Annotated in this window: 10 protein-coding genes; 5 read left to right on the forward strand and 5 right to left on the reverse strand. The window is 40.9% G+C overall.

Features of this window, described 5'->3' with window-relative positions:
- Positions 1-31: 31 nt before the first annotated feature.
- Complete coding sequence (locus IB67_RS03040; RefSeq protein ID WP_072759412.1) at positions 32-4,678, reverse strand: sister chromatid cohesion protein PDS5; 4,647 nt, start codon at positions 4,676-4,678, stop codon at positions 32-34.
- Between the two features lie 217 nt (positions 4,679-4,895).
- Here IB67_RS03040 and IB67_RS03045 point away from each other — a divergent pair, with 217 nt between their 5' ends.
- The 5 genes from IB67_RS03045 to IB67_RS03065 all read left to right on the forward strand — a co-directional run bounded on the left by IB67_RS03045 (position 4,896) and on the right by IB67_RS03065 (position 10,122).
- Positions 4,896-6,638 carry an ABC transporter ATP-binding protein gene (locus tag IB67_RS03045; RefSeq protein WP_218587314.1) on the forward strand — a complete coding sequence of 581 codons (1,743 nt, stop codon included), beginning with the start codon at positions 4,896-4,898 and terminating at the stop codon, positions 6,636-6,638.
- Positions 6,607-7,440 (forward strand): energy-coupling factor transporter transmembrane component T family protein, encoded by an 834-nt coding sequence (locus IB67_RS03050; RefSeq protein ID WP_072759408.1) that lies wholly within the window; start codon positions 6,607-6,609, stop codon positions 7,438-7,440. The genes IB67_RS03045 and IB67_RS03050 overlap by 32 nt, the downstream gene beginning before the upstream one ends.
- A gap of 17 nt (positions 7,441-7,457) precedes the next feature.
- The gene (locus IB67_RS03055; protein WP_072759406.1) at positions 7,458-8,213 is read left to right on the forward strand and encodes a pseudouridine synthase; all 756 of its coding nucleotides are present in this window, start codon (positions 7,458-7,460) and stop codon (positions 8,211-8,213) included.
- 51 nt (positions 8,214-8,264) lie between these two features.
- Positions 8,265-9,302 (forward strand): extracellular solute-binding protein, encoded by a 1,038-nt coding sequence (locus IB67_RS03060; RefSeq protein ID WP_072759404.1) that lies wholly within the window; start codon positions 8,265-8,267, stop codon positions 9,300-9,302.
- Between the two features lie 133 nt (positions 9,303-9,435).
- Positions 9,436-10,122 (forward strand): HI_0787 family protein, encoded by a 687-nt coding sequence (locus tag IB67_RS03065; protein WP_072759402.1) that lies wholly within the window; start codon positions 9,436-9,438, stop codon positions 10,120-10,122.
- Between the two features lie 2 nt (positions 10,123-10,124).
- Here the strand turns inward: IB67_RS03065 and IB67_RS03070 are convergent, their stop codons facing one another.
- From IB67_RS03070 to IB67_RS03085, 4 genes are all read right to left on the reverse strand, one after another.
- Positions 10,125-10,955 carry an alpha/beta fold hydrolase gene (locus tag IB67_RS03070; protein WP_072759400.1) on the reverse strand — a complete coding sequence of 277 codons (831 nt, stop codon included), beginning with the start codon at positions 10,953-10,955 and terminating at the stop codon, positions 10,125-10,127.
- A gap of 96 nt (positions 10,956-11,051) precedes the next feature.
- Positions 11,052-12,122, reverse strand: a complete 1,071-nt coding sequence (locus tag IB67_RS03075) for an ABC transporter permease subunit (RefSeq protein ID WP_072759398.1) — start codon at positions 12,120-12,122, stop codon at positions 11,052-11,054.
- A gap of 1 nt (position 12,123) precedes the next feature.
- Positions 12,124-13,188 (reverse strand): ABC transporter permease subunit, encoded by a 1,065-nt coding sequence (locus tag IB67_RS03080; RefSeq protein ID WP_072759396.1) that lies wholly within the window; start codon positions 13,186-13,188, stop codon positions 12,124-12,126.
- Positions 13,185-14,777 (reverse strand): sugar ABC transporter ATP-binding protein, encoded by a 1,593-nt coding sequence (locus tag IB67_RS03085; protein WP_072759394.1) that lies wholly within the window; start codon positions 14,775-14,777, stop codon positions 13,185-13,187. Before IB67_RS03085 ends, IB67_RS03080 begins: the two co-directional genes overlap by 4 nt.
- Positions 14,778-14,803: the final 26 nt, after the last annotated feature.

Here is a 14,803-nt window from a genome sequence, read left to right on the forward strand (position 1 = left end):
CCCAGCAGGTATGTGCGCTGGGGGTTTTCATTTAATCATCAAGCTCTTCTCTATGTTCCTCCCACCATTTCTTCCATTCTGAATAGTTCAGACCAAATTTCTGACCGGTTATTTCCTCAAGGATTTGTAACGCAGTCTTGCAAACACCTTCATCTTTATCCTCCAAAGCTTGAAGGATTGCTTCTACCGATTTTCTATCACGTTTGCTACCTAAAGCCTTTATTGCTTCTTTACGCACGTAAGTACTTTCATCTTTGATCCCTTTGCAAAGTAAGTTATACGCGATATCTTCATCTAAAGCACGAACCTTTGCGATACCCCAAATAACTGCGCCACGAACTTCTGTATTTTCATCATTTAAAGCTTCAGCAAGTATGTTTAGTGCATGTTCTCCACCTATGTTTCCTATAGCCTCAGCTGCAGTTCTGCGAACCGCGTAATCCTTATCCCTCAGCAATGCAGAGAGAGGTCCAATAGCTTTTGGGTCACCCACCTCACCGAGCGCCTCTGCCGCTGACCATCGGATACTGAATATTTCGTCGTTCAATGCTTCGATAAGTGGCTCGACCACTCCTGCCCCACCAATCTTTCGAAGAATTTGGATAGCAAGCCACCTTATGTTCGGCTCTTCGTCTCTGAGTAATTTCCTAATCAAATGCACGACGCTGAAATCTGATATCTGAAAGAGTCCTTCTTGAGCTAAGAGTCTAACATCCGGATCAGGATCTTTTAAAGCTGTAAGGAGAGCTTCTACCGCCTTCGGGCCGCCTATTTTCAGAATCGATTGCGTAGTAATCTTTCGAATATCCGGGTTGCTGTCAAGAAGAAGAACTTCGAAAGCATCTAAGGCAGCGTAATCTCCTATCTTGCCAAGTGCCTCAATAGCAGATTTTCGAACTTCGAAATTCTCATCTTTCAACACTTCGATTAGTGGTTCAACTGCGCTCATGTCGTTAATATTTTCCAACGCTTCGATTACTGCTTTTCGAACTTTCCAGTCCTCATCTTTTAGTTTTTCGGCAAGCAGAGGTACAGCACTAACATCTCCTACTTTTCCAAGCGCCTCGGCAGCAGCTCTTCTCACGTTTGGAGACGAATCTTTTAAGGCCTCCTTTAAAATTTCTACAGCGGTCCAATCGCCTATTTTTCCAATAGCCTCTATAGCAGCCAACCGAACCCACGAGTCATTGTCTTTTAGCAGTTCGCTGAGTGCATCAATTGTTCCAGAATCTCCTATAGCCCCCAACGCTTCAGCAGCTGCAATTCTTACGGTTGGAATTTCGTCTTTTAAAGCTTCAATAAGACTATTTACTACTTTCCGATCTTTAATTTTCCCAAGTGCTTCTGCAGCAGCTTTGCGAATTTTCCATTCTTCATCTTTCAACGAATCAGTAAGCAGTTCAGAAACTTTTTCGCTATCTATCGATGCCAAAGCTTCTATCACTGATAGACTTATATTAGGATCCTTGTCTTTTAAGAGTTGTCCAAGAGGTTCTATTATTCTTTTGTCCTTTGTTCTACCAAGTGTCCTGATGGCAATTAAACGGATATCGTTATTCTCGTCTTTCAGCACTTTTATGAGTGGTTCTATTATTGAGATATCATCTATCTTCTCGAGAGCTTGAACCACTGCAAGGCGTACACTGGCGTCTCTATCTTGTATTAATCGAGAGAGCGGCTCAACAGCTTTTAAGTCCCCTATCTCGCCAAGTGATTTTATTGCTACTTTTCTTACATTGGAATCTTCGTCTTTTAACAAGTCGATAAGTACCTCAACAGCTTTAGTGTCGTGAACGTTTCCAAGGATTTCTGCAATTGTTATACGTGTATCCATGTTTCCATACTTTGCTGCCCGTAAAAGCGATTCTGTTACTGAAAGTCCTGATTTAATAGCTTGTTGAAGTTCAATCTTTGCTGCATTCCGAACTTGGTAATCTTCATCGTTCAAGGCTAAGATAAGGTAGTCTATTATCTTTGTGTCTTTTATTTTTCCAAATGCACCCACAACAGCCTTTCGGACGGATGAGTCGCTGTCTTTTAGAGCTCTCGATAATATATCAATAGCTCCAGGACCTCCAACCTCACCTATGGACCAAGCAGCGGCTTTCCGTACGTTGACAACTTTGTCGTTTAGAAGGGGTATCAAGTGTCTAATTGCTTCGGGTGTTTTTATTTTTCCAAGAGAACACGCTGCTGCTTCACGAAGCACATCGTTTCTGTTTTTGGACAGCCTAACCAATGCCTCTATAGCTTTCGGATTTCCCATTTCGCCCAGTATAACCGCCGCTCTTCTACGCATTTCTTCATCCAGTGTCTCGTCTTCTAATGTTAAAATGAGCGTTTCGAGAGTCTTTTCGTCCCATGCACGAGAGCGTTTTTGTACATTTTTCTCTTGATCGAATGTCAAAAAGGTATCTAATACATTCCCAAAGTCCACAGATTCTTGGAAGGATTTTTGCAATTCGCCGTATTTTGATGAAGTCTTGTCTTGGAGCGTAATGAGTAGAAGTTGCTCAAAAGCAGTGTTATTGCCTAACTTGACAAGTGCATCTGCTGCTGCCATCCTTACTGTTGGTTCTTCGTCTCTTAAAGCTTTTGCAAGCGCGTCCGATGCCTTGCTACAACGTATCTCTCCAAGTGCCCAAGCCGCACTCCTTCTGACGCTACCATCTTCGTCATTCAGCAATTGAATCAATGCATCTATCGCACTTTCACTTCCAATATTCCCAAGCGCTTGTGCCGCAGCCTCTTTTATCTCCGGTTCTTTGTCATTTAGTAAATTAATCAATGGCTGAACTGTTCTAAAATTTTTGCTTTTTCCAAGCGATTCAATAACAGCAAGTCTTAAACCTTTGTCTGTATCATTAATTTTTTCGATAAGAGCCGTCACGGCTTTTTCAGATCCAATTTCGCCAAGAGCCCACACAGCTGCCTTTTTAATCGCCAGATCTCGTTCCTTCAGAACACTAACGAGTTGCTCAACAGCTTCATCTTCCCCGATTTTTCCAAGCGCTTTTGCTGCGGCTTCTCTAACTGCTAAGTCTTCCTGTTCATCCATCAAAATTTCAGCAATCACTCCAGTAACCCTTATATCTCCAATCTTCCCAAGCGCTTCAACCGCAGCTTTTCGAATCTTGACATCTTCTTCATTCAACATATCAACGAGGGCTTCCGTAGCTATCATTTCTCTTATATTTCCAATAGCATCCACCGCAGCTTCGCGCACATTTATTTCTTCAGCAGTATTTCTTACCACCTCAATCAAAGAATCTACAGACGATACATCGCGAATTTTCCCAAGCGCTTCAACAGCTGCCTTTCGCACTTTCCAGTCATCATCTTTCAATTTTTCGATAAGCATGCCAACAGCTCTTTCATCGCCTATCATCCCAAGTGCTTCCGCAGCAGCTATTCGAACATTACTAATTGGATCAACGAGTGCATCAATAAGCGATGGCACAGAAGATGGATCATTCATATTCGCAAGAGCCTTTGCAGCGCTAAGTCTTATCCAAGAATCTTCATCTTTTAAAGCATTAACGAGTATATTCGTAACCCTTTTATCCCATACGTTTCCAAGTGTTTCAACAGCAGCTCTTCTCACACTCGGGTTTTCGTCTTTTAGTGCCTCTTCGAGGTAATCAATCGCTCTCTGATGTCCAATATTCCCAAGAGCTTCAACCACCGCTTTTCGAACTTTCCAATCTTTATCTCCCAGCAATTCGACAAGTGAATCGAATACTTTTGGATTTCCTATTGAATTTAAAGCTTGCACGGCTGCCAATCTTATATCAGCACTCTTGTCCTTCAACAGTTTCTCAATGGCATCTACAGCCTTCGGCGCTCTTATATTCCCAAGTGCCTGAACGGCTTTTAACCGAACGCTCATATCATCATCATCGAGTGCTTCGACTAAAGGAGCAACAACGTTTGAAGTGTTCAAATTGCCGAGGATTTCAACTAACGATTTTCGAACTTCAATATTCTTATCTTTTAGTGCCATGAAGAGTACTTCATTAACAGGTAACCCTGCCTTTAGCGCGTTGAAGATACCTATTTTCGCTTCTACACGCACTACATAATCTTCGTCTCTCAAGAATAAGACAAGCAATCCGACTACGCTGGGATCGTTTATCTTACCAAGAGCTTCTGCTAAGACTTTTCTGACTGTCGGATCCGTATCGGACATAGACTTTGCAAGTGATTCGACGGCCTTCGGATCACCAATGTTACCAAGCGCCTTTATGATAGCTTTTCTTTTATCGGAATCTTTATCCTTGAGAAGTGGAAGCAAGACTTCAATGCCTTTCACTATGCCGAGGATTTCGAAGATAACGGATTCGAATTCGTAGGTAGGCAGATTTTTTGAGCCTGCGGGAGGGATTTCAATAGAAAATCTGAATTTTTGTGCGTTACCTGATACCTTTAATGTTACAGTTCCTTCTATCTTGTTTGGTAACTCCTTCGTTTCTACTATCAGCTCTGCATCAGCGCTTTGAAAATCACCTTCGACAACCTTGAGACTTCCATACGTTTTGAGTATGTTCTTAGCTAATTTAAAATAATTTATGATTGCTTTTCTAAAGAAGCCAAACCGTTTTTCTACAGCACCTTCATTAACGGTAATTTTTACAGACTTAATCTCCTTACCAAGTAACTCTTCGCTCCTTTCTGACATAAACGTCAGCTCCTTTGAGCTTTCTAAATTGTCTATATATTATCGGCGATATAATATTTTAGCACACCTTCCTAGTATTCTACACACCAAATCGTCTAAATGGTGAAAAATTATCTACTTGTATATATGCATATATTGAACTGAGAATGCCACGGTGGTATTATATGTTCGTAAAGAAATTAAGAAGATGTCTAACTTGCGTAGGAGGAATAAAAAAGTGGAACCGATTATAGAATTTAAAAACTTCACGTTTAGGTACCACGTTCAGTCTGAACCGACGCTGTACGATATTAACCTCAAGATATTCCCGGGCGAGAAGGTACTGATACTGGGTCCAAGCGGGAGTGGAAAGAGTACTCTTGTCCACTGCCTCAACGGGCTCATTCCTTTCGCTTACAAAGGTGAAATAACTGGTAGCTTGAAAATCAAAGGTTTTGAAACGCGAGAACTCGATATTTTTAAATTATCGAAAATCGTTGGAACAGTCCTCCAAGATACCGACGCTCAATTCGTAGGACTTACTGTCGGCGAAGATATAGCCTTTGCTTTAGAGAACGATAACGTGCCGCACGAAGAGATGAAAAAAAGAGTCGAAGAAGCAGCGAAGATGGTCGGAATGGAGAAATTTTTGAACCATTCACCGTTTGAAATATCCGGTGGGCAGAAACAAAGAACAACAATTGCAGGTGTGCTTGTTGATAACGTCGATGTACTCTTGTTCGACGAACCGTTGGCAAACCTCGATCCTGCAACTGCTAAGAAAGCTATGGAGATAATAGATGAACTCCATACCAAAACTGGTAAGACAGTAATAATTGTTGAGCATAGATTAGAGGATGTGCTCCACAGGGAAATTGACAGGGTTATCGTACTAAAGGACGGAAGGATAATATTCGACTCAAATCCGCACGAATTGATGGAAAGCGATGTATTGTCAAGCGCTGGATTAAGAGAACCGCTGTACGTATCTGCTTTGAAGTACTCAGGTTTAAAGATTTCTAAAGAAATTAAACCGGGCTACATATCCACTTTAAGCCTTCCAGATAAAGAAAAGGAAAATGTTAGAAAGTGGTTTAACAGCAATTCAAAGGATGTTCAAAAAATGACCGATGAATCAGAGCCTATTCTAAGGGTAGAAAATCTGAACTTTTCTTATGAAAGAGGTAAGCCTGTTCTGAAGAATATAAATCTTGAAATAAAAGACGGAGAGATGATTTCGATAGTTGGAAAGAACGGTGCCGGAAAATCGACATTTGCAAAGGTGCTCTGTGGCTTTGTAAAGGAAGATTCAGGAAAGATCATCTACAAAAACGAGATTTTGAACAATATGACGATAAAAGAGCGAGCTCAGTTCATAGGTTTTGTGATGCAGAATCCTAACCAGATGATAACAAAACCTATCGTGTACGATGAGATAGCGCTCGGGCTGAGGCTCAGAAAAGTTCCGGAGGATGTGATTGAGAGAAAAGTGGACGAAGTTGCCCAAATATGCGGACTTAAGCCGTTTATTAAGTGGCCCATTTCTGCACTCAGCTATGGACAAAAGAAGAGAGTTACAATCGCTTCGATTCTTGCGTTAGATCCGAAGATAATCATTTTGGACGAGCCAACTGCTGGGCAAGATTTCAGCCACTATTCCGAAATTATGGAGTTCCTCGCCGAGCTCAATTCGAACGGGATAACAATCATACTTATAACCCACGACATGCACTTGATAATGGAATACACGCACAGAGCTGTCGTTTTTGCAGATGGTGAAATCGTGGCAAACGATGAACCGTCGAAGATACTTACGAATTTTGAAGTTATCGAAAAGGCGAATTTGAAAGAGACTTCGCTGTACTCTTTAGCAAACATCGTCGGAATAAACGAGACTTCAGAGTTCGTCCAGCACTTCATAGATTACGACAGGACGGTGAGAAAGAGCCATGCAAGAAAAGCTGATAATGTACACATCTGAAGAAACTTTTATACACAGGCTATCTGGATTGACGAAACTCATATCCTTTTTGGTTCTCACCTCGGCAGTTATGTACACGTACGATATTAGAGTAATCGTCGGCATACTGATATTCTCGTTTGCACTGATGAAGGTAGCAAAGATAAAGTTCTCAAAGGTAAAGACAATGTTCTTGTATGTTTTCATCTTCTTGCTCTTGAACGAATTTATAACTTTTCTTTTCGCACCTACTGAAGGAGTTAAGATATTCGGAACGAGCCATGTTCTTTTTGAGCTATCTTCAAGATACGTCGTCACGCTCGAGCAGATATTCTACCAGACAACGAAGTTTCTGAAATACATTTCGGTCATACCGCTCGGTATGATATTCCTTTTCACAACAAACCCGAGCGAGCTTGCTTCATCGCTTAACCGGATAGGCGTTCACTATAAGGTAGCGTACGCATTCGCACTAACTTTGAGGTATTTCCCAGATGTTCAGAGGGTATACACAGATATAAGCCTTTCACAGCAAGCCCGAGGCGTTGACCTATCATATAAAGCGAAGTTCAAGGATAGATTTAAGCATTCTCTCTTGATTTTGATACCTCTCATATTTTCAAGCCTCGAAAGAGTTGAAAAAATAAGCAATGCAATGGATTTGAGAGGTTTTGGAAAGCACAAAAAAAGAACATGGTATACGACGAAGAAATTAAGAAAGGAAGATTACGTAGCCCTCGTCATATCTGGAATGGTATTATTGATTTCGGTACTTATCGGCATGTTCGTAAACCATGGTAGGTTCTATAATCCCTTTATTTAAACTGAAAGGAGTAAATTATGAAACTTCAAAAGTTCCTTCAGTCGAAGGGTTATTCGCGAAGAATGGCTGATAAGCTTGTATTTAATGGTGAAGTCTCTGTAAATGAAAAACAAGTTTTTGAGCCTTGGTACGAGGTTAATTTTGGTGATAAAGTGCAAGTGGAAAATAAGAATTACACGTTCGATGATAGAAATCAAGATTACTCGTACTATGTACTCCACAAGCCTAAAGGATACTCAACAACACTTTCCGACCCAAAACAAAAGCACACAGTAGCAACGCTCTTGCAGGAAAAGAATCTACAGCATTTGAACCATCTCAAGCCAGTTGGAAGGTTGGACAAGGATGTAGAAGGAGTGGTTATATTAACTGATGATGGAGATCTAATAAACATACTCACGAGTGCAAGGTACGGCGTGGAAAAGGTTTACGTTGCCAAAGTGCGAGGAAAGGTTAAGAAAGAAGATTTGGAAAAGTTGAGGAATGGGATTGAAGACAACGGAGACTTCTTAAAGTGTGAAAATGCTGTTGTAATTGAGATGCATAAAGATTATTCGATTGTAAAGGTAACAATGATAAAGGGCAGAAAACATGAAGTCAAAAGATTGTTCTCATCAATTGGTAATCCTGTGGTCAATCTGATACGGATAAGTCATGGACCTGTTGATATCACCCTTGTTCCAAACCCTGGCGATATAGTGGAGATTCGAGCGAATGTTTTAGACAAGCTCTTAGAGATTAAAAAGAAGAATCAAAACAAAGTCCGTTCATGATATAATTCAAAAGTGAACATCAAACATTAGAAGAAGGAGGTTGAGAGTGAGATGAAAAGGATAAACCGCGTTGTTAAGTTGGTACTCTTTGTGGCGCTCTTCGTGTTGGTGGTTTTTGTTTTAAACGCGTGCAACAGACAGTCGACACTTCGCATATACAACTGGGCAGATTATATTCCTCAAGAAGTTATTGAGCAGTTTGAAAAAGAGTACAACTGTAAAGTCATATACGATACCTACGCATCAAACGAAGAGATGTTTGCAAAAATAAAATCCGGTGGTTCTGGATACGATATAGTTTTCCCGTCCGGAGACCACGTTAAGATGATGATAAATGAAGGATTGCTCGAAAAGCTCGATTTGAACAAAATCCCGAACTTCAAAAATTTGTCCGAAGTTGTCCTTTCAAAGACAACGTACGATCCTAACCACGAATACTCTGTTCCTTACATGATGGGAACGACGGGTTTAATTGTTAATAAGAATTACTTAAAAGAATACGAAAAATCTTGGAGTATATACGAAAGGGAAGATTTAAAAGACAAAATTACACTCCTCGACGACATGCGCGAAGTTTTCGGTGCTGCGTTGAAATACTTAGGATATTCTGTAAACACAACAAATCCTGAAGAGATAGAAAAAGCTAAGGAAGTAATATTGAACTGGAAGAAGAATATCGTGAAATTCGACGCTACAACTTACGCACAAGGCGTTGTGAACGGTGAGTTCTGGGTTGTACACGGTTATCCTGAAAATGTCTTCCAGCTAATTCCGGAAGAAGGAATGGAGAATTTTGAGTTCTTCGTTCCAAAAGAAGGTGGAACGCTCTGGATAGACAGTATGGTTATATTAAAGGATGCCAAGAACAAAGAGCTTGCGTATAAGTTCATCGACTTCATACTGAGACCTGAGGTAGCTGCAAAAATCGCCGACTTCCTCATGATTCCATCACCTGTTGCTGATGCTGTAAATTACCAAGAGGTTGAACCACTTTACACAGTCGAAGAACTGGCAAATTGCGAGATTATAGACTACATAGGTGAAGCAATCGACCTTTACAACAAAGCTTGGGAAGAGATAATTAAGTGAGTATTCTAAAATGATTTATGGCAAAGCGGGGTATTTCGCCCCGCTTTTTATTTGTATATTCATCTAAAATTTTTGGCACTAATTGAACGTTTTTGGTATAAAATTGCATTAGAAACTTCAAGAGGTGATAAGTGTGGTTCAGGTGCTGAAAGAACAAGTTGAATCGGCAGTGAAGTTGTATGAAAGTGTTGAGGATTTCCAAAACATTGATAAAGCTCTGAAGAAAATTCGAAACACATTTCCAGATTTCTCATTGCAGTCAAGTTTGGTAAAAGTGGCTGTTGTAAATTCTTTGTACAACACGAATATCTTTCGAACGCTCGATGTCGCTAAGCACATTTCAGAAGTCGTCGCAAGCGATGGCATAAATTTGGAACCTGATTTTGTTGATAAATTATCTTTAATAGTCCTAAAAAGCAATGGAGACGATGGCAAATCAAAACACTACATCAGCTTCACATCTATATTCGCACACAACTTCTTGAGCGAGAAGTTTCCAATATATAATTCCTTTGTGACTAAAATGGTAGCGTACCATCTTCATGAAGAAGCAAAGAAATACGGTTCGTATGCAGATTTTTATCACGATTTCTACATGCTCCTTCATTCACTGGACTTCAAAACTACCGTTTCTGATATGCACAAGTACTTGTGGATATCCGGCGAGTACAGAAAATTCTGTGGCCTGAAGCCTTGGGAAAATCCGAGCCAAGAAATAAATCCGGATCTGAAAAGGATTTTCCTCAAGAAAGATGATTCTACCAAAAATCTCTTAGATGATACAGTTAAAGATTTGTACGGTCCTCTCTTTAGAGAATAAACCTAATAAAGCTCACCAGTTGCAAATGTTCTTATTAGATATCCCACCTCTCTTGGTTTCTCAACCACCACCGCATGTCCTGAGTTTGGAATCGTTATGTGCAAAGATTTCTTTATGTTTTGATATATCTCCTCACTGAATCTTTTTGGCTTTATGCCATCGTATTCAGCCGAAACTATGAGCACGGAAAATTGAAATTCCCTCACCTTTTCAAGCAAATCATACTTGTTCAGCTCAAAGAAAGCTTCGAGTAGCCTAACTGCGCCCCTGTAGTTGAAACCTTGGAGTCTTGATGAGATGATATTAGCTAAGTTTTCAAATGAACTTATGTACGTTTCGCTGTACACATCCGTTAACCAGTTTCTCACAAATATTTGGGGGTCTTCGCTTGCAGCACCATCTTTCCATCTGAGAGCCTTAACTTCCATAACAGAATCTGTTCGAGCGGTGGAGGTTATTATCATCATTGAATCAACGTACTCAGGGAACATATAACCAAATAGCATTCCTACTTCCCCGCCATATGAAGTGCCAACAATCTTCGCTTTCTTTATTCCAAGAAAATCAAGAAGTTCTTTTAAATCTAAAGTGTGTCTTTCAAAAGAACACTTTTTTGTATCGTTGCATCCAGAACCCCACTGGCATCGAAAGTTATGGAAAAGCACCGGAACTTTCTCGTTCATACCTTTAGTCAAAATCTTCCAACTCTCATAATGCATGAATATGCCATTTAAAAACACCAACGGAATTTCTGAGTGCGTATCTTGATTTATTATCCCGGTATATTCGTACTCAATTCTTGTCCCATCGGAAGTCTCAAACAGATTTTTCATGGTTAGTTCCTCCTCCTTGGCACATAACAGCATTGAAATAGCTTTGAAAGAAAAAGGGGGATTTTCATCCCCCTGATATAAATCTTTGCGTGCGTATCAGTGCTTTGCCTTCCTTGCCCTCCATCCGTGCATTGCAAGTGCGAATGCGATAACTGCATATGCCACGAATTCTCTGAAGAATTCTCCAATCTGAGGCTGACCGAAGAGCTTGTTTCCAGCGCTCGGTGCGACAACGAAGAGTGCGTGGAAAAGTATAACACCGATTATTGCGTTCCATATGCTCGCTTTTCTCACCGAAGCACCGCCAACTAACAGCGCTGCAATTGAGAACAGTCCTATCTGCTCATGACTGTTGTACGTGTTTATCGTTCCTATGTCCTGAAGATAGATAACCTGCCCGATAGCTGCTAATACGGTTGAAATGATTACCGCTATTATACGCGTCTTATCAACGTCTATACCAGATGTCCTCGCAATGTGCATGTCCTGTCCAACTGCTTTGAAATCCTGACCGAGCTTTGTTTTTAGCAAGAATGTTATAAACAAACACAGACCAACGACTATGAGCAGTGGAACCATGTAGAAATTGATAAATTTGATGTTAACAACCCATATGTTGTTAAGCGCCCCATCTAATACACCATACAAATCAACTGTGTTGCGCAACCCAACGCCTTGCGGAAGGAGTATATCTGTCTTTGAGAATGGAATCAGAGAGCCGATGAAGAACAAGAATATGAGCTGGTAAACACCATTTGCAAAAAAGCCGAGAATCATCGATGTTATCATTTCTCTTCCCTTGGCTCTGTTAAGTGTTTTACCCACGAGCCAACCTAAGAATACCGATAGAACACCTGCTATGAGCATTGAAAGGAGAACACCTTTTAGGCCCGTGATGTTCCAGTCCACGACAAAGAACATAGCAGCTTGCGCAGCCATCGCTCCGAGCACGATTGCGAAGTTGAGACCAAGACCAGCTACGACGGGTATAATCAGCGCAAGGACCAAGAATGTGTTTCTGCTGAGTCGTCTAGCTATCTCAGAAAGTAAAAATAGTGGTGGAATTTTCGCGACAAGCACAGCACCGAGTGTTAGTAAGAAGAAGACTATCGGAACTATATTGCTTATTAAAATTGATTTTACAACTTTTCCTGCGTTCTTTTCCATGTCAGTTCGCCTCCTTTGGAGCTCTTGTCAGCGCGTAGAGTATCATACCATTACTCACTATCAACCTCATTACCTCGGTGATGTCACCTCTGGTAACTTGGCTGAGTACAGGAAGCGAAACGGTAAGCAGTGTTTGGAAGACAATAGTTCCTAAGACAACATTAGTAATTGATGCACGCCTTATAGAAGCTCCACCTATAAGGATTGAGGCAACTGCTGGAAATGTCATGAATAGAGGTGCTTGATACAGCTGGACAAATCCGTAGCTCTGAGCGTAAACTATAATACCTATACCTGCTAAGACTGTTGAAAGTATTACAGCATTTCTCCGAGCCTTTTTCGGTTTTACACCGGAACTAATCGCGTAAAGTTCGTTCTGACCAACCAAATCTATCCCAAGACCGGACTTTGTTTTGAAAAATAGATATACCACAAAACACATAAACGCAAAGAAGAGTATCAAACCGGTTGGAAAGTAGAATTCTCCAAAGACTTTGAAGCGCCAGAAGTTGTTCAAAACTTTGTCAAAGTAGTTCTGCAGGGTAAGCGTATACCTTAAACCCTTTCCTCCTATAGCCCATACCATCTCTGGGCTCGAAAATGGTAGGACTAACCACATGATTGACATAAACGCAACTATTGAGTATCCAACATACGTCTCAACCATCATCTCTTGACCGCGAACCTTATCGAGCAACCATGCGTATATCAAACCAAAACCTAAGTTGAACGCTATAGAAATTGCAATAGCTATGAAGAACCCAGCTGGGCCTGTTATTTGATTTTCCATCACTATAAGCATACCAAGTAATCCACCAATTATCCCAACAGGTAAACCGAAATTCGGACCTATTCCAGCTCTTATAGTTGGCAACATTGCGAGCACTAATACACCATTCATTCCTATCCTCACAAGTGAGTCGTTTAAAAGCGATGATATAGAAACCTTCGTGATGCCAGCCAAAACAAATAAGGACAATAGGAAGATTACGATAACAATTATTGGCAAATCAAGTTTTTTCAAGCTCGTGAATATGTTCTTAATACTTGCTCTTGTATCGCTCATTTTACATTTACCTCCTTTACCTCTCCAGCCATTGCAAGACCGAATTCAACATCGGATGCTGTTGGTGGAAGGATAGCGGAAACTTTTCCTTCTGCCACGATGGCAATTCTGTCACATATCGATTTGAGCTCTGCTAATTCACTCGATGTGAGAACTATTGTAATTCCATGCTCGCGGTTCAATTTGACAAGGTAATCCAAAACGAGTTTCTTCGCACCAACGTCAATACCGCGCGTTGGCTCAGAAACGAAGAGCAATTTCGGATTAAGGGTGAATGCTCTTGCCAGACAGACTTTTTGCTGGTTACCACCGCTCAACCTCCTCACAGGTTGCGTTGGTCCTTTACAGCGTATGTCAAGCTCATGAATGAGTTTTACAGCATGTTCGCGAATAGCCTTTCTATCGTAAATTGTTAATCCGAGAAACTTCTTTGTGAACATATTGAATGCAGAAATTGCCGTCGCAACTATGTTCATCTCCACAGATTCATCTAAGAGCAATCCTACACCCCTTCTGTCTTCTGAAACGTAAACTATTCCATTTCTCAAAGAATACAACGGGGAGTTAAGCTGGAACTCTTTCCCATTGTAAGTTACTTCCCCTTCGGCTGGATACAATCCAAATATTCCGTTTGCAACACCAAGCTTACCTTGACCGGCGAGACCACCTATTCCAAGTATCTCACCTTCGCGAATATCTATTGAAAAGTCGCGGACTTCTTCACCAGGCATATGGACTTTCAGGTGCTTTATTGACATTATGACATTTTTTTCATCTATTTCTTTTTTTCTTGGCGGAAGTTCTACGTTCTCGATTTTCCTTCCAACCATCTTTTCTGCAATTTGATAAATAGTAAATTCTTCCTTCTTCCCTTCTGCTACTAACATACCATCACGCAGTATAACAATTCTGTGCGCTACCTCCAAAATTTCGTGTAATCGGTGCGATATAAATATTATTGCGATTCCCTTCTCAGAAAGCAACCTTATTACATTCAACAAGTTTTCTGCTTCCGATTCAGTCAAAACAGCAGTAGGTTCATCAAGCACGAGTAGCTTCAAACTTTTCTTATCGATTTCACGAGCAATCTCAACGAACTGCTTGTGTGCAACGGGAAGTCTTGCTATTAGCTCAAGTTCGTCAATTGAGTGCATTTTTATAGTATCCAAAGCATTTCGTGCTTCTTGCCTCATTGTGGGCATATCTAACGTCTCTAACCTTTTACCGAACATTTGGCTTACAAAATTCGGTTTTGTTATCTCTCTGTTGAGCTTGATATTCTCTGTTACTGTAAAACCGGGCAAGAGCATGAATTCCTGGTGGACCATACCTATTCCAAGTTCCATCGCTTTCAAGGGAGAATCGATGTTCACCTTCTGACCGTTGAAAATTATCTCCCCTTCGAAACCACCCGTTGAATGTATGACAGGCATCCCGAACAAGATATTCATCAATGTCGACTTACCAGCACCGTTTTCGCCGACTAAGCCGAGCACTTCACCTTCGCCAACTGATATGGAAACGTTTTTAAGAACTTGGTTGCCGTAATAAGACTTAGAAATCCCCTTCATCTCAAGCACATAACTCATCCGGTATCTTACCTCCCCGCTTCGGA

Origin of the sequence: Fervidobacterium riparium, from assembly GCF_025370035.1 — a bacterium.
GTDB lineage: Bacteria > Thermotogota > Thermotogae > Thermotogales > Fervidobacteriaceae > Fervidobacterium > Fervidobacterium gondwanense.